The organism is Lactobacillus hamsteri DSM 5661 = JCM 6256 (assembly GCF_000615445.1).
Classification (GTDB): domain Bacteria; phylum Bacillota; class Bacilli; order Lactobacillales; family Lactobacillaceae; genus Lactobacillus; species Lactobacillus hamsteri.
This window is the reverse complement of record NZ_BALY01000006.1, coordinates 50,463-72,873: the sequence shown is the minus strand read 5'-3', so window position 1 is coordinate 72,873 and position 22,411 is coordinate 50,463. Positions and strand designations below refer to the sequence as shown.

Here is a 22,411-nt window from a genome sequence, read left to right as displayed (position 1 = left end):
TTTTTTATGTCCAGAAAAAGTAAATTTAGCTATGAGGTTAAGCTTGCTGCAGTCCAGCAATATCTGAATAGTGGATTGTCATATGTACAAATTGGTAAATCAATTGGTGTTACTGGTAGAACTGTAAATCAATGGATAGACTCCTTCAAATTAAATGGCTCAGATGCTTTAAAAGTACATAAACACAATCAAAGTTATACTAAAGAATTTAAACTTAAATGTATTAAAGCATACCTAAATGGCCAAGGCTCTTATGAACAATTAGCTAATAAATACGGATTGAGAGGTTCCACGCAATTAAAAAAATGGGTTTCCAAGTATAATAGTCATCAAAGACTTAAAAATTATTACCCTACCCCAGAGATTTACAAGATGACTAGAAAGAAAACAACCCAACAAGAACTAGAAAAAATAGTTAAGTATTGCCGAGAACATAATTTAAATTACAAAGAAACAGCTAAGAAATACGGCTGCAGCTATGCCCAAGTCTACAATTGGTGCAAGAAATATGAGCACAAAGGAAATGAAGGACTTAAAGACAATCGTGGCCGCAAACGTCCACAAAGTGAATTATCTGAACTTGAAAAGACACAGCTTCAAGTAAAAGAATTACAAAGACAGCTAAAAATAAGCCAAAGAGAGAATATACTTTTAAAAAAGTGAAGGACTTAGAAAGGGAGTGGTTGTTGGACCAAAACAAAGACAAATAGCGTTTAGACATGATTTAAAACAAAAAATATATCAATTGATCAAGGAATGCCATCAAGACTGCAACTGGCCAATTGGTTGGATCTGTAAGACTCTTCAAGTGGCTAGATCGGCTTATTATAAGTGGCTCCATCATAAACCGAGCAAGAGAGAAATTCGTGATCAAAAAATACTTAAGCAAATCAAAGAAATCGCCAAGAGCAATAATAGCCTTTTTGGTTCACCTAAAATGACTATGGCTTTAAATGCTCAGCGAAAAGAAGAAGAGCCTATTATTTATCGCAGAACAGTTTCCCGTATTATGTGCGTTAATGGAATTAGAACGAGCAAAGGTCGCTTCAATAAAAAATATCATTATAAGCCGTCAACGCCTGAAGAGACAGCGGGTAATTTGCTTAAACGTGATTTTAATGCCGACAAGCCTAATCAAAAATGGTGCACAGATATCACGGAAAAGAAGATTCCTGGCCATGATCAAAAAATATTTCTTTGCACAATTTTTGACCTTTACGATAGATATCCAGTTGGCTATGCCCTTAGTGGACGTAATGATATAGTGTTAGTGCAGGCCGCCTTAGACGATGCTTGGGCTAAAGAGCCTGATAGTCATGCCATGCTTCATAGCGATCGCGGTTTTCAATTTACCCGTAAACCATTTGTACAAAAACTACAAGACCATGGCATGACCCAATCAATGTCGAGAGTTAGTCGCTGTATTGATAATGGTCCAATGGAAGGATGGCAAGGATTAATAAAAGAGATGCTTGATGTACTATATCCAGATGTTAAGACTTATGATGAAATGAAAGATGCATTTGATAAAACGATAGATTATTACATCAACTGTGATCCTCAAGAAAGATTTGGTGGTAAAACAGCTGGTCAAGTAAGAGCAGAAGCAAAAGCAGATCCAGAACATATAAGTACTTATAAAATTGTGTCAGATAAACGCTATAAAGAATGGTGGGATAAAATCAAAGAAAAGAAAAACCAGCCTGCATAAACAGGTTGGTTAATCAATTTCATTTTATATATTTTAACTGTCTACTTGACACGGTACGGATCAGATCATCAATTTAATAGGATTTTTAGTTTGAGTAAAGTTTAAAACCGATTAAAAATAGCTTTTTTCCCAGATATTTCAATGTAACCATTTACATTCAATTTTTACTTACGAAGAGGAAGTTTTTCTGGTATAGTGATCAACGTCGCTAAAAAAGGGAGGAATTTTCTTTAATGAGTAATACACAAAAAAGTGGAATGAGAGCTCGTGTTGATGTAAAGAATCCATGGCTCGCAATTCTTCCGTTATTGTTGGGGTCATTTGTAGGTATGTTTAGTGAAACAGCCTTAAATGTTGCTTTGCCTCAACTTATGAAAGCCTTACATGTAGGTGAAGGTTCAGTTCAATGGTTAGTTACTGGTTACATGCTTGTTATCGGTATTGTTTTACCTCTTTCTGGCTTGCTTACTAGATGGTTTTCAACTAGAAAATTAGTTATTTTCGGCTTATGTGCCTTTATCGCAGGTTCACTTATTTCAGGCTTCGGAGTTAACTTCGCTATGGTATTAGTGGGAAGAATGATCCAAGGTATCGGAACCGGGATCATCTTGCCACTTATGTTTACTGTTGCAATGCTTATTTTTCCACCTAACAAGTTGGGAACAGTTAACGGTATTTTAGCTTTAGTTATTATGTTTGCGCCAGCCATTGGTCCGGTAGTTACTGGATTCATCTTGGCTGCAGGTTCTTGGAATGCAGTATTTTTCTCATTTGTAGTATTATTGGTTATTGCTTTAATATTAGCTATTCCATTTGTGAAGAATGTAAACCAACTTACTAAGACTAAAATTGATTTCCTTTCAATTCTTCTTTCAGTTGTTGCCTTTGCAGGTCTTATTGCAGGAACAAGTTTTGCTAGTCACTCAGGCTGGACTTCTCCAAAAGTATTAATCACTCTTTTAGTAGGTGTATTGGCTCTTATTTGGTACGTTAGAAGACAGCTTACAATCGACAATCCAGTTTTAAATTTACGTGTGTTTAGATACCGTAACTTTATGTTGGGTGCAATTTTAATTATGATTGACTTCGGTATGAATTTGTCTGTAATGTACTTGTTGCCTCAATATTTGCAAAATGGTTTGTTAGTGTCTGTAGCGTTAACAGGAATTATCATGTTGCCTGGTGGTTTGGTAACTGCCGCAACTTCAGCCGTAGCAGGAAGATTATATGACAACTTTGGTGCTAAATGGCCTGCAAGATTGGGATTCTTAATTGCTGCAGTAGGTGCCGTATTATTTGCATTTGTTACAACAAACAGCCCAATTTGGTATGTAATCTTAGCTCATATTATCGTGATGATTGGTGCTCCACTTGCTTTATCACCATCACAAACATCAGCTTTAAACTCACTTAAAGGTATCGAATCAGCCGATGGTTCAGCTATTTTGAATACTATTCAACAAATTGTTGGTGCCTTGATTACTGCAATTGTTACTAGTTTCTTAACTATCGGAAAGAATTCAGTAAATGGTTCAATGGCATTCAAGTTTACTAATGGTATTCATTACGGTATTTACTTTACCATTGCTTTAGCAATTATGGGCTTTATCGTTGCTTTATTTGTTAAAGACGATGGTAAAGAATATTAATTAAATATTTATTATCAAAATTTTTACTTACTCAATACGATGATTATTTGATCATCGTATTTTTTTGCTAAAAAATGTACAATAGTAATAACAAATATTCATAAGAGATGAGGAAAAATATGTCAGAAGAAATTAGCGTAAACTTTGAAGCTAAAAATCCTAGCGGTATTAAACTTTTAAATCGTTTGTACGATTGTCACTTGGTCTTAAATGATATCGGTGTTCGTTTGGATCAACAAATTACAAATGGGGAAGAATTAACAGTTCCAACTCAAGAAGACGTTCAAAATTTGAATCAAACTTTTGGAAAAGCAGTTCAAATTTTTACCGATATTACCGATACATACCAAGATGTAAATGGTTTTGCCAATAACTTTGGCGGTGATACCAGAGACTTTGCTGAAAAGCTTATTACTGAAATGGTAGACTTTAATAACGGTATTGCTGATATTGGCGATACTGAAGGCGGGCTTGCTTCATATGATGATGACAAGCTCAATGATTGGGTAAATCAGTTAATGGGCGAAATTGTTGAAACTAACGAAAGCTTCAATAAATTAGTAAATGAAAATAAGTAGTTTTTAAAAACTATAAAATAAAAAGGATCGATAAACAATCTGCTTTATCGATCCTTTTTTGAGGGAAAAAGTTAAATATTATATTTTTAATTATTAATTGTTGATTATTTTACTTGTCTTCGTAGCCCTTTGGGTGGCTTTGATGCCATTTCCAAGCAGTTGCGATAACGTCATCAACGTTTTCATGCTTAGGTTTCCAACCTAAAATAGTTCTTGCCTTAGTTGAATCAGCAACCAAGCTGTCTGGATCACCGCCACGACGTGGACCCATAGTGTAAGGGATGTCAATGCCAGTAACTTTCTTAGCTGATTCCAAAATTTCAAGGTTTGAGTAACCGTGAGCAGTACCTAAGTTAAAGACATCAGACTTATTAGTCTTCATTAAGTGCTTTAATGCTAAAATGTGAGCATCAATTAAGTCTTCAACTTGGACATAGTCACGAACGTTGGTACCGTCTTTAGTATCATAGTCGTCACCAAAGATAGTAAACTTGCCATCACCAGAAATTGCGCTCTTTAAAATATTTGGAATAAGGTGGGTTTCTGGAGCGTGGTCTTCACCGATTGAGCCGTCACTTGAAGCACCTGCAACGTTGAAGTAACGAAGGGCAGTGTACTTAATATCATCAGCCTTGTCAGCCCAAGCCATGATCTTTTCCATCATCATCTTGGTTTCACCATAAGGGTTGATTGGGTTAAGTGGAGTTTCTTCAGTGATTGGAAGCTTCTTAGGGATACCGTAAGTTGCGGCACTTGATGAGAAGATCAAATATTTAGTACCAGCATCGTTCATAGCCTGAAGAAGTGAAATCATCCCAGCAACATTGTTGTCGTAGTACTTAAGTGGCTTTTTAACAGATTCTGGAACAAGTGAGTAAGCTGCAAAGTGCATTACAGCATCAATCTTTTCGTCACGTAAAATCTTAGAAACCAAGAAAGTATCTTCAATATCGCCTTGATAAAACTTAGCCTTTGGGTCGACAGCCTTTCTATGGCCGGTATACAAAGAGTCTAAGACAACAACATCGTTGCCTTCTTTTACTAATTCTCTAACAGCGTGTGAGCCAATATAGCCCGCACCACCAATAACTAAAACACGCATATTTGTGCTCCTTTTTTGAATTCATTATTTTGAAATCGATTACAGTATAACACATAATTATAATTTTAATAAATGTTTTTACTAATTAAGTAAATTATTTATCAAATTGCTTGAAAGTATGTATAATTAACATAGATAGTATAAAATATTTAGAAGAGAAATAAAATGACTACAATTAAAGAAATAGCAAGTAAATCAGGGTTTTCTGCTGCTACAGTATCACGGTTGCTTAATAATGATCCTAAATTATCAGTAACGACAGAAACAAAAAATAAAATTTTAAAAGTTGCTAACGAATTAGGTTATTGGAAGAAAAAGAAAATAAATACCATTAAACCAAATTTAGCTTTGCTTTATAGAGTAAACGGCAATGAACACTTGCAAGATGAGTATTTTGCATTTTTGAAGCAAGCGATTGAAACAGTTGCTAAGGAAGAAAGTATTGAATTAACAGTTTTTACGAATATTAAATCATTAATAAGTAAAGCAAAAGATTTTCAAGGCTTTTTAGGAGTAGGAACTGCTGAAATAACTTATAACGATTTGGAAAAATTTCATAAGGTATTGCCTGACGGTGTATTTATTGATATTAATCCGGCTCCTAAGTTGTTTGACTCAGTTCAGCCTAATTTATCCTTAGCAATTCAAGATGCTTTAGATCGGCTTGAAAACAAAGGCTATAAAGATATTGGCTTTATTGGCGCCGAAAGTTTTAATTTAGATGGTAAGTCACAACGTGATATTCGTGAAATAACATTTAGTGAATATAGCAAGCTAAAGAACTTTAAATCAACAAGAATTTTCGTACAAGGCGTTGTTAATGTTGATAATGGCTATAAACTAGGTCAATTGGCATTGAAAGAGTGCAATAAGCTTCCGGATGCTTTTATTATTTCTTCTGATACTTTGAGCGTGGGAGTTTTGCAGGCCTTTAATGAAGCGGGTGTGAAGGTACCGCAGGATACGGCAATTATTAGTATTAACAATAGTGATGTTGCCCAATATGTATTCCCGCCACTTTCCTCATATAATATTGATCAAAATACAATGGCAAAAATTGCTCTACAAGTTTTACTCAGCCATATTAATGATAAGGCGAGACCTGTTGTTCATTTAACGATGAATACAGATTTGGTAATTCGGAAGAGCTTTAAATAATTCAATGAAAAGAGCATTAATTATGCTCTTTTTATTTTTATCTAAGTAAATAAATTTATTTTTTAAGTAAAATATTTACTAAATAGAAAAATGGTACTATACTTATTATTGAAAACGATTACAGATTATTTTTAGAGGTAAAACAATGAATAAGGAAGAATTACTTAAGGCTTACAAAGATACTTTTGGTGAAGAAGGTAAAGATGTCTTCTTCTCCCCAGGTCGAATTAACGTAATTGGTGAACACACAGACTATAATGGTGGACATGTCTTTCCCGCCGCAATTAGTCTCGGGGTATATGGCGTTTATGGTCCAAGAGAAGATAATAAGATTAGACTTTACTCAGGCAATGTTGATGGTGATATTGTTGAATTTGATCTTGATGACAGCAGCGTTGAAAAAGATGATCGTTTCTGGACTAACTACTTTAAGGGGATGTTAACTTACCTTAAGCAAAGAGAAGATGGCAATAAAATTAACCATGGCTTTAACTTATACATCAAAGCAACTTTGCCATCCGGTTCAGGACTTTCATCATCAGCTGCTATTGAAATGCTGATGGGAATTATTCTTAAAGATGAATTTGACCTTGATGTAGATCGTCCAACTTTAGCTCGTCTTGGTCAAAGAACTGAAAATGAATTTGTAGGTTTGAATTCAGGGATTATGGATCAATTCGCCTGCATTATGGGTAAAAAAGACAGTGCAATTTTCCTTGATTGCAACACGATGGAATATGAATATAAACCTCTTAAGTTAGGTGATTATGAAATTATCATTATGTCAACTAACAAGGCTCATACCTTAGCTGATTCTGCTTATAATGATCGGGTTGCTGAATGTGGCGATGCTTTAAAGAAATTACAAACTAAGCTTGATATTAAGGCGCTTGGAGAATTAGACGAAGATACTTTTGATGAATATTCCTACCTTATTAATGATGAAACTGAATTAAAACGTGCACGTCATGCGGTTAGTGAAAATCAAAGAACAATTCGTGCTACAAAGGCGATGGAAGCTAATGATCTTGAAAAATTAGGTCGCTTGATCGATGCATCTCATGTTTCCCTTCACTATGATTATGAAGTTACCGGTAAAGAACTCGATACTTTGGCTGAAAGTTCTTGGAAACAACCTGGCGTCTTAGGTGCAAGAATGATTGGTGGTGGTTTCGGTGGTTCTGCAATTGCTATTGTAAGAAAAGATAAAGCCGAAGAATTTAAGAAAAACGTTGGCAAGGCTTATCGTGACGCAATTGGTTACGATGCAAGCTTCTATGATGCAGAAATCGTTGATGGAACTAAGAGAATTTAGTTAAACTTTGGGGATAATGACTGATGAAAGTAATTGAAAAATTTGCGGATGAAGTTATTGCAAGCGGTAGTTATGAACCGCTTGATAGGGTTTATGTAATTAATAAAATTAAAGCCTTAGTTGGCGATAAAGATGAAGAAATTAAGGAAAATGAGTCTACAGTTGAACAATTAGTGGAGATAGCTGTTGACCGAGAAATTATTCCTGATGATGTTACTTCTAGAGAAGTTTTAAATGATCAGCTTTATGATTTAGCAACTCCAACTCCTTCAAAGACTAATCAAATCTTTTGGCAAAAGATGCAAAATTCCGCTAAAGAAGCAACGGATTGGTTCTATAAGCTTTGTGAAGACAATAATTATGTTAAAAAAGAAGCAATTGCTAAAAATGTTGTCTTTTCAGGAACTAGCTCCAAAGGTCACGGTTTAGAAATTACTATTAACTTGTCAAAGCCCGAAAAGGATCCAAAGGCAATCGCAGCAGCTGCTCATGCAACTGGCAAGAAATATCCGCAATGTGCACTTTGCCTTGAAAATGAAGGTTACGTTGGTGGTTATGGTAAGAATGCTCGTTCAAACTTGCGCATTATTCGTATGAATATTGGCGGCCGTCCATGGGGCTTTCAATATTCTCCATATGCTTACTTCAATGAACATTGTATTTTCTTGGATCAAAAGCATATTCCAATGGTAATTAATGAACAGACTTTGATTAATTTGGTTGATATTGAAAAGCAGCTTCCAGAATACTTTGTAGGTTCAAATGCTGATTTGCCAATTGTTGGTGGTTCAATGCTTGCTCATGAACACTATCAAGGTGGTCGTCACGTCTTTCCAATGATGAAGGCTAAGATTAAGAAGTCTGTTAAATTTGAAAAGTATCCTGACGTAGAAGCAGGAATCGTTGATTGGCCAATGAGTGATCTTCGCTTAATTAGTACGAATTCACTTGATTTAATCGATCTTGGAAGCCAAATTATTAACTTCTGGGACCATTATGATGATGTTAAGCGTCATATTAAGGCTTTTGATGGAGAAACTCGCCACCATACAGTCACCCCAATTATGCACCGTGATGGTGAAAAGTTTGTCCTTGATCTTGTTCTTCGTGATAACAATACAAGTGATGAATATCCTTTAGGAATTTTCCACCCACATGCTGAACTTTGGCATATTAAAAAGGAAAATATTGGTTTAATTGAAGTTATGGGTAGAGCTATTTTACCAGGTCGTCTTAAGAGTGAAATGGAAGAAGTTAAGAAATATTTACTTGGTAAAGACAATAATATTGCTGAAAGTCATGTGAAATGGGCCGATGAACTTAAGGCTAATAATGATATTAATGAAAATAATGTCGAAGAAGTTTTAGAACAAGCCTTAGTGGAAGTTTTTGAAAATGTTTTACAATGTGCAGGTGTCTTCAAGAATGATGCTGATGGTGAAAAGGGCTGGCAAGAATTCACAGATGCTTTAGTTGAAAACATAGGTAAGTAAGATGGAAACAAGTTTTATTAAATATGGTCGAAAAGATGAAAAAGATCTTTGCGAAATTACTTTAACTAATGATGCGGGGATGCAAGTTAAAGTTTTGAATTACGGTGCTACGCTTGAAAAAGTTTTAATGCCTGATGGTAAAAATATGATTTTGTCACTTGAAAAACCTGAAGATTATTCAAAGGAACGCAATTACTTAGGTGGCACCGTTGGTAGAATTTGTGGCCGGGTTAAAGCGGGACAATGGAAGCATGGCAATGAAATTGTTCAATTGCCACTTAATGAAGGAAAAAATCATGTTCATGGCGGGTTAGGAATAGATACTAAAGTTTGGGATTTTAAGCTTCATGCTGAAGATGATAAGGCAAAAGTGGATTTGTTTTATTTCGATCCTGATGGTAGTAATAGTTTTCCTGGTAACATGAAAATTCATGTTGTTTGTGAACTTGATAATGAAAACAATTTGAAGTATGAGATTAATGCAGTTAGCGATAAATTAACGATTTTCAATCCTGCCAACCATACTTACTTCTCTTTAGGTGAAAGTGCTAAGAATTTAAAATTAAAAGTAAATGCAGATTACTATGTTCCCGTTGCTGCTGATGGTATTCCTACTCAAGGAATGGCCAGTGTGAAAGATACAGCCTTTGATTTTACTAAGGAAAAAACGGTGAATGGTGCTTTAACTGCTGATGATGAGCAAATTAAATCTCGTCGAGGGATGGATCATCCTTTGATTTTGAATGGTAACTCTCCGGCCGTTGTTTTATCATCCAAGAATCATAAAATGACAATGACCACAAATGCACCGGCTGTTGTAGTTTATACTGGAAATCATTTTGATCATACTGGTTTAGCTAAGAATATCGGCCAATATGATGGCATTACTTTTGAAGCACAATGTCCGCCGGTAGGTGGTAGTGATTTAGGTGAAATTACGCTTTTGCCTAATGAAAAATACGAACGCAAAGTTTGTTGGAATTTTGAATAAAAAAGAAGCCTTAGGGCTTCTTTTTTTTGGATTGAAATCAGTGCTAAACTAAATATTGGTATTTTTAATGAGGGAAAAATGATGGTAAAAAGAAAATCAATTTATACCAAAGACGTTATTTTAGTAATGGCGGCGTCTTTCTTTTTTATGTTTAGTACGATGTTTGTTAATCCACTAATTAATGGTTATGCGGAAAGTTTAGGCGCAAGTAGTGGTTTTGCTGGAATTATTGTTGGAATAATGAGTATTGCGGCAATGTTTTTAAGACCGATCGCAGGTAATCTAACAGATAAATTTTCCAAATATCGCTTGTCATTAATTGGCGGTATTTTGATTTTGCTGGGAATTATTGGCTACATTGTCGCTCCGGCAAGCGGCTGGTTAATTTTATTCAGGTTAATTAACGGAACAGGATATGTCCTTTGCACAGTTTGTATGACAACCTGGCTGGCTTTTTTGGTACCTCGATCACATGTTGGTGAAGCGATGGGGTTTTATGGCTTGATGAATGCCTTGGCGATGGCTGTGGCTCCAGCTGTTTCAATCAATATTTATCAAAAAATCGGTTATCGGGAGGCTTTGATCGCATCTGCAATAGCGGCTTTTTTGATGATTATCGCTATTCAATTTGTTGGTGATCATGCTAAACCAACTAAGAAATTGCAGAAAGAAAAAGATAAAAAACATTTTAAAATTATTCAATGGAATGTTTTGCCAGTCGCTATTTTAACCACTTTATTTGCTTTGCCATATTTTACAACGCAAGCTGATATTGTTACTTATGTTGAACAACAACATGTTAATGTAGCCGTTGGCTCATATTTCTTAATTTATGCCGTAGTGCTATTAGTAATCAGAATAGGTCTTAAACGCTATTTTGACACCGTGAAATTCGGTGTATGGTTTTGGATTAGTACCATTTCGACTGCTTTCTACATTATTATGTTGGGAATTATGAAAAATAATTGGGAAATGGCACTTGCAGCCGCCGGCATGGCTTTAGGCTATGGAATTATTTATTCTGTTTTGCAGGCAACAGCGCTTTTGCTTGCTCCAATTAGTGAACAAGGTTTGGCAAGTGCTACTTTTTATCTGGGACTTGATGTTGGGATGGCTTTCGGCCCGATTTTGTCAGGATTTATTGATAGCGCGTTGCCTATCGAATATTTCTATCCAGTTGAATTAGTTTTAATTCCTTTGGTAATTATTGTTTATTTGATTTATCGTAAACGTTTAAATGGTGCGATTGATCATCATTAATTGTTTTAAGTCTAGAGTTGAACTTTAGACTTATTTTTTTGATTAAAAATTCAAACTTTCTTAAAAAAGATATGCTTTAATTCATTAAAAGACAGTTTAGGGGATGATAACGTGAATATTTACGGGAAGTATCAACCAACTTTAGAAAAGATTTTGAATGAGTTGTTAACTAGAATTAATAAAATGAACGTGGATTATCAAAAAAGCAATAATCAGCGATTATTTGAGCATTTGATCGGCAGAGTTAAATCAGAAAAAAGCATGGAAGAAAAATGCCAACGTAAAGGACTGCCTTTGAATGAACAATCTGCTTTGCGTAAAAATCGCGATAGTATTGGCATAAGAATCGTATGTAATTTTATCGATGATATTTATACTTGTATTAACTTAATTGAAAAAATGCCAGATGTTGAAGTAGTGAAGAAAAAGGATTATATCACTAATGCCAAGAAGAACGGCTATCGTTCATATCATTTAATTTTATTTATTACAACTAATGATGAAGACGTAGATGGCAATATTCCTGGAAAATATTATGTTGAAGTACAATTACGGACAATTGCCATGGATACTTGGGCAAGTTTAGAGCATGAGATGAAGTATAAACACAATATTAAAAATCCAGAATTGATTGGAAAAGAACTTAAACGTGTAGCCGATGAACTTGCTTCTTGTGATGTAAGTATGCAGACGATTAGACAATTAATAAGGGAAGAAAATTAGAATGAAAATTTTACTAGCTGAAGATGAACCACAATTGAACCGAGTAATTACTGTTGCTTTAGAAAGTGTAAAATATCAGGTTGATTCTGTTTTTGATGGAGAAGAAGCAGTAGAAAAAGTTAAAAATAATGCTTACGATGTCATTATTTTAGATATTATGATGCCTGTTAAAGATGGGATTGAAGCCTTAAAAGAAATTCGGGCTATGGGTGATAAAACTTATGTCATGATGCTTACGGCAAAAGCAGAAATTGATGATCGTGTAACTGGTTTAGAATCCGGCGCCGATGATTATTTAACTAAGCCTTTTTCATTAAAAGAATTAATTGCTCGCCTTCGTTCTCAAGAAAGAAGAGCCGCTGATTATTCTAATAATGAATTAGAATACGAAGATTTACATTTAGATTCTGAACATCAAAAATTAGAAGCAAAAAATTCAATTAGTTTGTCTAGTAAAGAAACAGAATTGCTATCTTATTTAATTTTAAATAATGAAAAGGAAATTTCTACAAAGGAAATTTTAAATCATGTTTGGAAGGACGACGAAGATGCAGATGATCAAGTGGTGTGGATTTATATCTCTTATTTGCGTCAAAAGTTTATTTCCATTCAAAGCAAGGCAAAAATTGTAGGTGAAAAAGGTGGCAATTTCAAATTAACTAAATGAAAAGGGTGATAGAATGATTCAAAAGTTTCGGTGGCGCTTTATTATTATTTCAATTCTATCTTTAGCATTAGTTTTATTCGTATCTATTGGCGGAATTGTCTTATTTAATTTTCATCAAGCTCATAACGAGTCTCAACGCGTACTTGATACTTTAGTGCAAAATGATGGCCAGCTTACGCCAAATAATTTTCAAGGTGCATTTGATAAGCAAGAAAGTTTCATTTCTGGTCGCTATAATCCGGAATCTATTTACCAATATCGTCATTTTTCGGTAGCGGAAGATAACAACGGTAAAATTATTGTTATTAATAATCAGCGAATTTACGGAGTTAAAAAATCGACTATAATTGAAACTTCTAAAAAAGCTTTGAATCAAAAACAAGCTGAAGGAATTAAACGTATCAATGGCAATGATTATTTGTATAAAATTAGTCGTAACCAAATGGGTGGCAAGATGATCACATTTTTAAATATTTCTCTTGTTTATCAACGGGCTTGGTCATTACTTCGTTTGGCGACTCTGCTGGGATTAGCGGCGCTACTTTTCTTCGCAATTATTTTGATTATTTTTTCTAAAAAAGCAATTCAGCCAATTATAAACGCTCATCAAAAACAGCAACAGTTCATTACTAATGCAGGTCATGAACTAAAAACACCTTTGGCTATTATTTCGGCTAATACTGAAATGGAAGAGATGCTTGGAAATGAGTCTGAGTGGACTGAAAGTACGAAAGAACAAACTAAACGTTTGACAGCTCTAGTTAATAATTTAATCGCGATGGCCAGATTAGGCGAAACTGGACAAATTGCTTTAAGTAAAGTTGATTTTTCAAAAATTGTAACTAATACTGCAAAAAGTTTTTCTTCGATAATGAAACAAAAAGATCTGATTTATCATATTAATATTCAGTCAGGTATTAATGTTTTGGCGGAAGAGAAAACTTTAACAGAATTGCTTAATATTTTGATTGATAATGCGCAAAAATACTGTGATAAAGATGGCCAAGTTAATGTAACTTTGCGTAGAGGAACTTGGAATCAACATGCTTACTTGACGGTAGCTAATAGCTACTCTGAGGGGAAAGATATTGATTATAGTAAATTTTTTGATCGCTTCTATCGGGAGGATGAATCGCATCACAATCAAAATACTCAATCTGGTTATGGAATTGGCTTGTCTATGGCGCAAGGTTTAGTTAAAGCTTATAAAGGAAAAATCAATGTTGGTTATAAAAATAATCAAATTATCTTTACTGTGAGTTTAAAATTAGCTAAATAATTCTACTCTTGTTATAGTGATGAAAAGGAGAAATTGCAATGTCAGAATATACAGTAAATAGCCATGTAAGTGATAAAGAATGGCAAGTTGTTAATAAGGCAAGAAATCATGAGTTTATTTGTGATACTGTTGATCAAAATGCTGGCCCTAATCCTGCTGAATATTTATGTGGATCAGTTAATTCATGTCTTTCAATTTCTGCAGCAATGATTGCTAAAGTTCATCAGTTAGACGTTAAAAATTTTAAAGTTGAAAATAAAGCAACTACCAAAAAGTTAGAACATGGTAAATCTATTGTTTCAAAGATGGAAATCAATTTATTATTTGATACTTCGATGAATGATAAGGAAAAACAAGCATTTGTCGATCACGTATTGCGTGTATCAACCATTTATCAAACTTTAAAGTCAGTAATTGATATTGATGTAAAATTTTAGAAAGTAGGTAAATATGGCTATTTTTGATGAAGCTGTTATTTTGAATGATGGTTGCTTGATGCCTAAATTTGGCGTGAGTATAACCAAAAATGCTGATATTAATAAAGCTGTAAAATGTGGTGGACGTTTAATTAATTTAATTGGCAATAAAAATAATGCTATAAACAAGAGTGAAATTTCACCGCAAATCTTTTTACAATTTAATATTTCTAAAGAAATTACGGCAGATAATATTACTATATTTATTTTAGAAAAATTAAAGTCAGCTCACTTGCAGTATCTTGATCTAGTTGTCATGGAAGCCAGCGAAGATGATGAGCGTAATATTCAAGTTTGGCAAAAACTTGAAGAATTGAAAATAAAAGGTCGAATTAAGAGTATAGGCGTTAGTGATTTATATTTGGATGGCTTAAAAGGACTTCTTGAAAAGGCAAAAGTTAAGCCAGTGCTTGATAAGCTAAACCTTGTTGATCCTAAACTTGAAGAATTTTTAAATAAACAAAAAATTCAAGTGGAACAAGATTTTGTCGAAGAAAATAATGACACTTTAAATGATATTGCTACTGTTAAAAAAGTCGATCCTATTCAAGTTCTCTTACGTTATAATTTGTTTGAAAACAAGATTATACTAATGAATTTAAAAGATGATTTTCAGGTGAAGGATATTAATTTGACGCCTGAAGAAAGGCAAAGAATCGAGAACTCTTTGAGAAGCTAATTAGGGCTAATGTATTATTTTTAGATTTATTAAAATGTTTGTTACAAAAAACTGGCTCCGTCTGGAGTCAGTTTTTATTTTTTCATTAGTCTGTAGGATGATGTTTAAAGTCCATTTGAATTCTTTGTTCATCATAAAGTGAACGACCACCAAGAAGGTCAAGAATGTAATAAGCGATAAAAGTCGTTAGAATCATTGGTAATACTTGCTCAACGGTTCCCACCATTTCTGTTAACAGAATAACAGCTGTGAATGGAGCTTTAGCGATAGCCCCAAAATAAGCAGCCATTGAAATGATAATAATGTGGGGATAGTAAGTTGTGCTGATAACATCGTTGTGAACTAACACGTTAGCAAAAATTACGCCAAGTAAAGCTCCCAAAACCAAGATTGGCATGAATGTACCACCGGGTACGGATGCTCCGTATGAAAGCATTGAATAAATAAAGCGAATGAAAAATATGCCGATCGCAATTAATATTAAAGTAGTCGAACCTTTAGACAGATCAGTAAGAACTTCGTGCTTAAATAAACTTGAAATTAAGAGATGAGAACCGCCTAATAATTTCGCATTCCAAAGACCAACCGGGATAATTAATATCAATGGAATAATACTATGATATTGTCTTGGAATAATTGTAATTTTGCTAAAAATTGGTCGTAAGCTTAATAAGCAATATTGATAAATATAAGCAAAAATTCCTAAAATAATGCCGATTAAAGGTAGTGCCCAGTAAGCATGTAAGGGTAGATCATTTTTAACTGGTAAATATAAACAAGGCTTAGTACCAAAGAAAATTACAGTTATTAAGTCAGCTGAGAAGCTGGCAACTAATGCGGAAAGAGCATCAATTGGCTTTAATTCGTGGGTGATTACTTCTATTAAGAAAAATACACTGGCCATTGGTGCACTAAAGGCGGCGGAAAGACCTGCGGCAATTCCACTTTGTTGCAAACGTCGTAATTCTTTTTTATCAGATTTATACAAATCTTCAGCTAAACCTTGTCCAACCATTGTTCCCATTTGAATACATGGACCTTCTCGTGCAAGCATTAATCCAGGCGCGCTGGCTAGGATTCCGCCAACAAATTTGCGCCAAAGGATTTCCCACCAAGGCATATAATTTTCTCCCTCAAATATAGCCTCAACTTGAGAGATGCCAGATCCGGCCAAATTTTTGATATAAGGACTAATGATTTTACCTAGGAGAATACAAATAAGTATCATTAAAATAATGTAGGGAATTAATAAAACATGATGAGTCGCCATTTGCGGATAAATGTGATAAACGCATTTCATTGCTTGATCAAGTATCCAACGAAAGACACTCACAATTAAGCCAGTTATTATTCCAACAGAGATTCCGCGTCCTAAAACAAATGTAACTCTAGGAATAAAAGGACGATTCAAAATTTGATTTGGTTTTTTGATCATAAGTTAATGCTTCCTAAAATTCAATATATTCATATCCTATCATCTTTTAATAAAAAAAAGATGATGGAAGGTATGGTATGTTGACAAAATTTAAAATCAAAACTATAGTTTAAGCAAATAATAGCTCTTTTAAATTAGTCCTGTGAGGCTAGTAAAGTAACTCAATTAAAGTTAGAATAACTTTTTTAGATTGCTCCTGGTCTAGTCAGATCTAGGAGCTTTTTCATGGATAAAATGATGGAGGTACACATAGTGGTAAAGCAAATTTGGGATGAACTCGCAATGAAGCGAGCATTGACCAGAATTACTTATGAAATTATTGAAAGAAATAAGGGGACAGAAAATTTAGTCTTGGTAGGAATTAAGACACGTGGCGTTTATCTTGCTCAAAGAATTCATGATCGAATTAAAGAAATTGAAGGTGTCGATGTTCCCCTTGGTCAGCTGGATATTACTCTTTATCGTGATGATCGCCATGATGCATCTTTAAAGCAAGATCCAGTTGTTAACTCAGAACAAGTAGGCGCTGATATTAGTGATAAACATGTTGTGTTGGTTGATGATGTTATTTACACTGGGAGAACAATTCGTGCAGCAATGGATGCTTTGATGGATCAAGGTCGTCCCAGTTCAATTGCCGTGGCAGTTTTAGTTGATCGTGGTCATCGTGAGCTTCCAATTCGCGCAGATTTTGTTGGCAAGAATATTCCAACATCAAGTGATGAACAAGTATCTGTCAATGTTAAAGAAGTTGATGCTAAGGACGAAGTAAATCTGGAAGCTTTAGTAAAATAGCGAAAAATAGTGTTAGTTGCGACTAACACTATTTTTTTGCATAATCTATACTTGTATGAAAACGTATTCCATTGGTAAAATCTTTAACTATACGATTCATATAGGGAGAGAAACGATGAAATATATATTTCTGTTTATTCCGGCAATCGGTTGGGGATTAATGCCGTTATTTGTTGCTGGCGTAAAAAAGAGTTCGATTTACAATCAAATTGTAGGTTCAGTACTCGGAGCATTTATTTTTGGCGCAATTGTTACTGCAATTTTGCGTCCTGCATTTGATGCAACTACATTTTTGTTTGCAATGCTTGCAGGGGCGCTTTGGACAGTTGGTCAAGTTGGACAATATGTTGGTTATGCTAATATTGGTGTTTCTGAAACAATGCCTATTTCAACTGGGTTGCAGTTAATAGGTGTTCCATTAGTTGGGGTTTTGATTTTTGGCGAATGGTCAAGTAGTCAAGCTAAACTATTTGGCTTCTTGGGAATTATTGCTTTGATTATAGGGGTTGTTTTCACTTCACTTACTGATGAAGGAACAGAAGAAGGCAATAAGAAAAATCAAGTTTCTACATTAATTATTTTGGTTTTCACTACTTTAGGCTACATTTCTTCTAGTTCAATTCCTAAGGCACTTAAGTTCCGGCGTAACAATTTTCTTAGGCGAAACAGTCGGAATGATTATTGCTGTTTTGATTTACCTTATTTGTACCAAGCAAATTAAAGTTTTAAAAGAAAAGCAAAGCTATCAAGTTATTCCGGCAGGATTGGTTTATGCAGTTGCGGCACTTAGTTACATTCTTTCTGTACAAGAAAATGGTGTTAACTTGGCATTTGTTATGTCTCAACTTTGTGTAGTTATTTCAACTATCGGAGGAATGATTTTCTTAGGTGAAAGAAAGACTAAGAAGGGTTATGTTTATACCGCAATTGGTTTAATTTTAATCGTTGCAGGTGCAATTCTTACTTCAATTTTTTAATTAAACTAAAAATACGACAGATGAAATATCTGCCGTATTTTTGTATATTAAATGAAATTATTTTTGATAGAATTTAATTTCAGTATTTGCTAAATCCACTGTGTAAGTTTCATCTTCAAGAGGACGTTTAGTCATGCCTTGATCAGTTGAGTAAATAATCAAAGCAAGCTTAGCACCAATTGGAAGGCGATAGTAGGTTGGTTGAAGTTTAAAGTCGAGATCAACAAATTCTCCAGCTTCGATCTTGCTTGGCTTCATCATATCTTCATAGTTTTGCAAGTTCATGTGGCCCTTAGTAATAAGCTTAGCATGAGTCAATTTGTCTGGAACGAATTCTTGCAAAGTATCAGTACCGAAACGATAGCCAAGTTCTTGACCACCACGCATTAAGAATTTTGGTGTAGCAGTCAAACGTTTTCTATTACCGAGTTCAACTAATGCTACAGAAATCTGGCCTTTTGGAAGAGAGCCACTAACTCTAACTTTTACTTCTGGACGACCAACAATGGTTAGGGGATGAATGAATTCATCAGTGGTAAAGCGAAGACTAGGTTTAGCCCATTTTTCGTCACCACAAATAAATTTGTATTGCCAATCTTCTTCAGAAATTTTGGCTTCTTTAAATTCCTTGCCGCCTACATCGGTAAAACTTTGTTTGTCCTTACCATTGCCATCTTTTTGAAGATCACCATCATTAGTTGGATAGTAAGTAACTTCTTGGCCAATTTCGTTTGACCAATCATCTTCTTTATGCCATTTATCAGCATGAAGATTGTCTTGAATCATAACAGTTGGCCATTGGTCATAAGCGTTGTTTTCAATATCGAGAAGTTCATGTACAAACCAAAGGTTCATCAAATCAGTAAAATCAATAGAAACCAAATTGTTCATATTGTAGTGAGGACCTTGGTGCAAGAATAAGTGGTGTTTAATAGGCAAATTCTTAACTTTTTGCCATACTTTGTAAACATTCTTAGGTTTAACATTCCAATCATTTAAACCGTGGACACTAATCCATGAGCACTTAATACCGTCTGTATGATGACGATAATTTCTTGCTTCCCAGAAATCTGAATATTGACCAGTAGTTCGATCTTCATGAGATAACAAGTGTTTTTGCATTTCATTGTATTTAGGTTTGATCTTAAGGTAAGAGCCGGCATCCCATAAGTTTGATTGACAAGTTTCAGCCAAAAGATCTAAGTCTTCACCTTGGCAAGCTTCAGGGGCAATGACTAAACCGTGTTCACGATAGTAGTCATACCAAGAAGAAATTGCGGCTTCAGAGACAACGGTTTTAAGTCCTTTAACGCCTGTAGTTGCAACTGCAATTTGTAAAGTTCCAAGATAAGAACGACCAGTCATACCGATGTTGCCATTGCACCATGAAGCTTTAGTTTCATGCTTTTTACTTCTATCTGTATAAGCAATGCGATCACCATGAAGCCACTCAATAACTTCTTTTGCTGATTCGGTTTCTTCGGGAGCACCTGTGATTCTTAAGCCATCGCTTCCGCGTGTACCAATACCACCAGCAAAGACACTAGCAAATCCGCGTGCTAAGAGATATTCATTTAATGGGTAAGAAGATTTGTGAACAGCTTCTTCAGTAGCAGGGCGGTTTTCAGTACCGGGCTTTTGAGCCTTTACTTCAGGACTTGCTTCATACTTTGGATCATCCCATTCGGTAGCATCTGAAAGATTTTCGTCAACATTGTGATTGCGTTTTTCATTAGCAATGATTCCGCCAAAGTATGGACTAGCAGTGTATAAAGCTGGAACTTTTAAGTTGTTGTTGGATTCAGCAGGGCGGAATACAGTAACCTGGATTAAATCGCTCTTGCCATCTTTATCAGTGTCTAAATCAGTTTCTACGTAAACAACTTCACGGATAACTTTATCAGTATTGAAAACTGGTAAGGACTTGCCGTTAAAGTATTTAAATTCGTTTTGGCCCCAGAATTGGGTGAAGTAGCCTTTCCCAGCCATTACATCAATTAAAAGTTGACCATTTTTGGCGCGGGTATTAAGTAAACGATAGAAAGCAGAAACTAATTTTTCAATACTATCAATATCTTTTACAACTGGCAAAGCTTGTTTTTGCATAAAGCCTGTAGGGTCATCTAATTGATAATCGTAATGAACATGGTAGCCAAGAAGTTGTAAAGCAACATTATAGAATTGATTAGTGCCGATTTTTTCTGGCTTTTCGGCTATAAATTCAGCTAAAGTTTGCGTATCAGAAACTGCAAATTCAGCTAATTTAGCAGTTTTTGCTTCATCGCTTTTAGCTTCAGCAATTGTCATTTTAACTAATTTGGCTAAAAGGTCACTGAAACTCCAGTCTTTAAAATTTTGTGGCAAAAAGTTGATGTCGCGAAGTTCTTTAACTTGCTTGTCGTAATCCGTGTCGACATAAGCATATTGATTATATTTCATGGAATGCGCTCCTTTATTAATAAAATTTTAATTACATATAGTTTACTAGTTTTTATGATTATAAGAAACAATAATCAACTAGAATAACTAATGAATATTTAAAAAAATGATAACAATGGATAAAATAATGAAAAAGGGAGGGATAAGACATGAAGAAAAGAATCATATTTTCATTTTCACTTATTGTAATTTTATTATTAACAGGATGTTCACGTTTAAATAATGATAAAAATAAGACAATTATTTCTTCAGAAAAAGTAGTTCGTCAAACTAAAATCACTTCAACACCAACTTTGTTTTTTCATGGTGGCGGAAGCTCTTATCATGCTGAGGAACATATGGTACAAGCTGCTGAGAGAGCTGGCGTAACTCATTCGGTTATTCGTGCTGAAGTTGCACCATCTGGGAACGTAACTTTAGTTGGTCGTTGGAAGAAAAATGCCAAAAATCCAATTGTAGAGGTTAATTATCAAAACAATCGTCAGTTAAACTTCCGTGAGCATGGTGTTTATGCGACTAATGTGGTTAGGGCTTTGCAAAGACAATATGGGATTACAAAAATTAATATGGTGGGACATTCTTTAGGAAATATTTCGATTATTTATTACATGCTTTTAAATGGTAGGAATAAGAAAATGCCACAACTTCAAAAGCAGGTAGATATGGCAGGGCATTTTGCTGGGCTTAATTTCGATGTTCCAGCTGATATTCGTCAACCAGATGGACTGAAACTTAATAAAGATGGTAAGCCAAATAAAATTAATGCCACATATCGTCAAATGATGGGTGTGAGAAAAACGTATCCTAAAAATAAAGTCCGTGTTTTGAATATTATTGGTGATATTGGCGGCCACACTGATGGTACAGTTCCTAATGTTTCTTCACTTTCTCTTAAATATTTGGTTGCTAAGCGTGCGAAGTCCTATCGTGTTGTTACTTTCCATGGAAAGCTTGCTCGTCATTCAAAATTGCATAGTAATCCGGCGGTTGATAAAACCTTGATTAAGTTTCTTTGGAATAAATAGTTTATTATATAGAAGAAAAACTCCAGATAATTCTGGAGTTTTTCTATAGCCAAGTTTCTTCATAAATATTTTCTTTAAAGCCGCAAGTAAGTTTGTCACCATCAACAACTAAAGGACGTTTAATGAGTTTACCATCTTTAGACATCATTTCTGCAGCTTCTTCAATTGTCATAGTTGGGACCTTTTCTTTAAGATTTTGTTGACGATAATGTTGTCCGCTAGTATTAAAAAAGTATCTAATTTTGCGATCTTGGTGAGCAGTCATCCAGTTGATTAGATCACTCATAGCTGGAGGTTCTTCAACTAAATCTTGAAATTCATATTTGATGCCATGATCATCTAACCATTTTTGTGCTTTCTTTGAAGTAGAACAACGCTTGTAACCATAAAATTTAATCATGATAAAAATCCTTTCTGTATTCATTCATATTTTAACTGTAAAAAAGAATAAATGATAAAAAATAAATTTTTCCTTGATTTTTTTAAATAAATTCCCTATAATAATTATTGTTCTGTTGAGGACAACAAACATACATGGTCTGGTAGCTCAGCTGGATAGAGCAACAGTCTTCTAAACTGTGGGTCGTGGGTTCGAATCTCACCCGGATCATTAGTAAAGCAACGCCTGAGGGTGTTGCTTTTTTTGTTATATAAATGAA

General features: G+C 34.6%; 20 protein-coding genes, 1 tRNA gene and 1 pseudogene. 18 read left to right on the top strand and 4 right to left on the bottom strand.

Translation table 11 applies throughout. From position 1 onward, the window contains the following. From JCM6256_RS09530 to JCM6256_RS02885, 4 genes are all read left to right on the top strand, one after another. A partial coding sequence (locus JCM6256_RS09530) for a helix-turn-helix domain-containing protein (protein WP_238318565.1) occupies positions 1-663 on the top strand: 663 nt, incomplete at its 5' end. Positions 664-679: 16 nt separating this feature from the next. Next, complete coding sequence (locus JCM6256_RS02895; protein WP_025080323.1) at positions 680-1,711, top strand: IS3 family transposase; 1,032 nt, start codon at positions 680-682, stop codon at positions 1,709-1,711. Between the two features lie 233 nt (positions 1,712-1,944). Beyond that, positions 1,945-3,360 carry a DHA2 family efflux MFS transporter permease subunit gene (locus tag JCM6256_RS02890; protein WP_025080322.1) on the top strand — a complete coding sequence of 472 codons (1,416 nt, stop codon included), beginning with the start codon at positions 1,945-1,947 and terminating at the stop codon, positions 3,358-3,360. A 119-nt stretch (positions 3,361-3,479) separates the two neighbouring features. Beyond that, positions 3,480-3,938, top strand: a complete 459-nt coding sequence (locus JCM6256_RS02885) for a hypothetical protein (protein WP_025080321.1) — start codon at positions 3,480-3,482, stop codon at positions 3,936-3,938. Positions 3,939-4,047: 109 nt separating this feature from the next. Here JCM6256_RS02885 and galE read toward each other — a convergent pair whose 3' ends face one another. After that, positions 4,048-5,040 (bottom strand): UDP-glucose 4-epimerase GalE, encoded by a 993-nt coding sequence (gene galE, locus JCM6256_RS02880; RefSeq protein WP_025080320.1) that lies wholly within the window; start codon positions 5,038-5,040, stop codon positions 4,048-4,050. A gap of 165 nt (positions 5,041-5,205) precedes the next feature. On the opposite strand from galE, the gene JCM6256_RS02875 reads away from it, so the two are divergent. The 10 genes from JCM6256_RS02875 (at position 5,206) to JCM6256_RS02830 (ending at position 15,081) form a co-directional block, all read left to right on the top strand. Beyond that, on the top strand, positions 5,206-6,198 hold the full coding sequence (locus JCM6256_RS02875; RefSeq protein ID WP_025080319.1) for a LacI family DNA-binding transcriptional regulator: 993 nt from the start codon (positions 5,206-5,208) through the stop codon (positions 6,196-6,198). A 145-nt stretch (positions 6,199-6,343) separates the two neighbouring features. Then, entirely contained in the window at positions 6,344-7,513 is a 1,170-nt protein-coding gene (locus JCM6256_RS02870) for a galactokinase (RefSeq protein WP_025080318.1), read from the top strand. A 23-nt stretch (positions 7,514-7,536) separates the two neighbouring features. Further along, positions 7,537-9,006, top strand: coding sequence for a UDP-glucose--hexose-1-phosphate uridylyltransferase (locus tag JCM6256_RS02865; RefSeq protein ID WP_025080317.1), 1,470 nt, complete (start codon positions 7,537-7,539; stop codon positions 9,004-9,006). 1 nt (position 9,007) lies between these two features. After that, positions 9,008-9,997 (top strand): aldose epimerase family protein, encoded by a 990-nt coding sequence (locus JCM6256_RS02860; protein ID WP_025080316.1) that lies wholly within the window; start codon positions 9,008-9,010, stop codon positions 9,995-9,997. Positions 9,998-10,078: 81 nt separating this feature from the next. Next, entirely contained in the window at positions 10,079-11,257 is a 1,179-nt protein-coding gene (locus tag JCM6256_RS02855; RefSeq protein ID WP_025080315.1) for an MFS transporter, read from the top strand. Positions 11,258-11,368: 111 nt separating this feature from the next. Continuing rightward, positions 11,369-11,980, top strand: coding sequence for a GTP pyrophosphokinase (locus JCM6256_RS02850; RefSeq protein WP_025080314.1), 612 nt, complete (start codon positions 11,369-11,371; stop codon positions 11,978-11,980). 1 nt (position 11,981) lies between these two features. Next, complete coding sequence (locus JCM6256_RS02845; RefSeq protein WP_025080313.1) at positions 11,982-12,647, top strand: response regulator transcription factor; 666 nt, start codon at positions 11,982-11,984, stop codon at positions 12,645-12,647. A gap of 13 nt (positions 12,648-12,660) precedes the next feature. Further along, entirely contained in the window at positions 12,661-13,926 is a 1,266-nt protein-coding gene (locus tag JCM6256_RS02840) for a sensor histidine kinase (protein WP_025080312.1), read from the top strand. A gap of 38 nt (positions 13,927-13,964) precedes the next feature. Then, positions 13,965-14,363 (top strand): OsmC family protein, encoded by a 399-nt coding sequence (locus JCM6256_RS02835; RefSeq protein ID WP_025080311.1) that lies wholly within the window; start codon positions 13,965-13,967, stop codon positions 14,361-14,363. Positions 14,364-14,376: 13 nt separating this feature from the next. Beyond that, positions 14,377-15,081 carry an aldo/keto reductase gene (locus JCM6256_RS02830; RefSeq protein ID WP_025080310.1) on the top strand — a complete coding sequence of 235 codons (705 nt, stop codon included), beginning with the start codon at positions 14,377-14,379 and terminating at the stop codon, positions 15,079-15,081. 85 nt (positions 15,082-15,166) lie between these two features. Here the strand turns inward: JCM6256_RS02830 and JCM6256_RS02825 are convergent, their stop codons facing one another. Beyond that, the gene (locus JCM6256_RS02825; protein WP_025080309.1) at positions 15,167-16,516 is read right to left on the bottom strand and encodes a ClC family H(+)/Cl(-) exchange transporter; all 1,350 of its coding nucleotides are present in this window, start codon (positions 16,514-16,516) and stop codon (positions 15,167-15,169) included. Positions 16,517-16,768: 252 nt separating this feature from the next. On the opposite strand from JCM6256_RS02825, the gene pyrR reads away from it, so the two are divergent. Continuing rightward, positions 16,769-17,311, top strand: coding sequence for a bifunctional pyr operon transcriptional regulator/uracil phosphoribosyltransferase PyrR (pyrR, locus tag JCM6256_RS02820; RefSeq protein ID WP_025080308.1), 543 nt, complete (start codon positions 16,769-16,771; stop codon positions 17,309-17,311). A 115-nt stretch (positions 17,312-17,426) separates the two neighbouring features. Next, a pseudogene (locus JCM6256_RS09525) lies at positions 17,427-18,288 on the top strand (GRP family sugar transporter). 57 nt (positions 18,289-18,345) lie between these two features. Here the strand turns inward: JCM6256_RS09525 and JCM6256_RS02810 are convergent. Beyond that, positions 18,346-20,727 carry a Xaa-Pro dipeptidyl-peptidase gene (locus JCM6256_RS02810; protein ID WP_025080307.1) on the bottom strand — a complete coding sequence of 794 codons (2,382 nt, stop codon included), beginning with the start codon at positions 20,725-20,727 and terminating at the stop codon, positions 18,346-18,348. A gap of 149 nt (positions 20,728-20,876) precedes the next feature. Between JCM6256_RS02810 and JCM6256_RS02805 the strand changes: the two genes are divergently transcribed. Next, the gene (locus JCM6256_RS02805) at positions 20,877-21,752 is read left to right on the top strand and encodes an alpha/beta hydrolase (RefSeq protein WP_025080306.1); all 876 of its coding nucleotides are present in this window, start codon (positions 20,877-20,879) and stop codon (positions 21,750-21,752) included. Positions 21,753-21,795: 43 nt separating this feature from the next. On the opposite strand, the gene JCM6256_RS02800 is transcribed toward JCM6256_RS02805, so the two are convergent. Further along, positions 21,796-22,152 (bottom strand): arsenate reductase family protein, encoded by a 357-nt coding sequence (locus JCM6256_RS02800; RefSeq protein WP_025080305.1) that lies wholly within the window; start codon positions 22,150-22,152, stop codon positions 21,796-21,798. Positions 22,153-22,288: 136 nt separating this feature from the next. Between JCM6256_RS02800 and JCM6256_RS02795 the strand changes: the two genes are divergently transcribed. Beyond that, positions 22,289-22,362 (top strand) — tRNA-Arg (locus JCM6256_RS02795). Positions 22,363-22,411 lie beyond the last annotated feature (49 nt).

Coding starts and splice junctions, on each gene's coding strand:
- JCM6256_RS02890 (WP_025080322.1), top strand. CDS start 1,945: ATGAGTAATACACAAAAAAGTGGAATGAGAGCTCGTGTTGATGTAAAG.
- JCM6256_RS02885 (WP_025080321.1), top strand. CDS start 3,480: ATGTCAGAAGAAATTAGCGTAAACTTTGAAGCTAAAAATCCTAGCGGT.
- galE (WP_025080320.1), bottom strand. CDS start 5,040: ATGCGTGTTTTAGTTATTGGTGGTGCGGGCTATATTGGCTCACACGCT.
- JCM6256_RS02875 (WP_025080319.1), top strand. CDS start 5,206: ATGACTACAATTAAAGAAATAGCAAGTAAATCAGGGTTTTCTGCTGCT.
- JCM6256_RS02870 (WP_025080318.1), top strand. CDS start 6,344: ATGAATAAGGAAGAATTACTTAAGGCTTACAAAGATACTTTTGGTGAA.
- JCM6256_RS02865 (WP_025080317.1), top strand. CDS start 7,537: ATGAAAGTAATTGAAAAATTTGCGGATGAAGTTATTGCAAGCGGTAGT.
- JCM6256_RS02860 (WP_025080316.1), top strand. CDS start 9,008: ATGGAAACAAGTTTTATTAAATATGGTCGAAAAGATGAAAAAGATCTT.
- JCM6256_RS02855 (WP_025080315.1), top strand. CDS start 10,079: ATGGTAAAAAGAAAATCAATTTATACCAAAGACGTTATTTTAGTAATG.
- JCM6256_RS02845 (WP_025080313.1), top strand. CDS start 11,982: ATGAAAATTTTACTAGCTGAAGATGAACCACAATTGAACCGAGTAATT.
- JCM6256_RS02840 (WP_025080312.1), top strand. CDS start 12,661: ATGATTCAAAAGTTTCGGTGGCGCTTTATTATTATTTCAATTCTATCT.
- JCM6256_RS02835 (WP_025080311.1), top strand. CDS start 13,965: ATGTCAGAATATACAGTAAATAGCCATGTAAGTGATAAAGAATGGCAA.
- JCM6256_RS02830 (WP_025080310.1), top strand. CDS start 14,377: ATGGCTATTTTTGATGAAGCTGTTATTTTGAATGATGGTTGCTTGATG.
- JCM6256_RS02825 (WP_025080309.1), bottom strand. CDS start 16,516: ATGATCAAAAAACCAAATCAAATTTTGAATCGTCCTTTTATTCCTAGA.
- JCM6256_RS02810 (WP_025080307.1), bottom strand. CDS start 20,727: ATGAAATATAATCAATATGCTTATGTCGACACGGATTACGACAAGCAA.
- JCM6256_RS02805 (WP_025080306.1), top strand. CDS start 20,877: ATGAAGAAAAGAATCATATTTTCATTTTCACTTATTGTAATTTTATTA.
- JCM6256_RS02800 (WP_025080305.1), bottom strand. CDS start 22,152: ATGATTAAATTTTATGGTTACAAGCGTTGTTCTACTTCAAAGAAAGCA.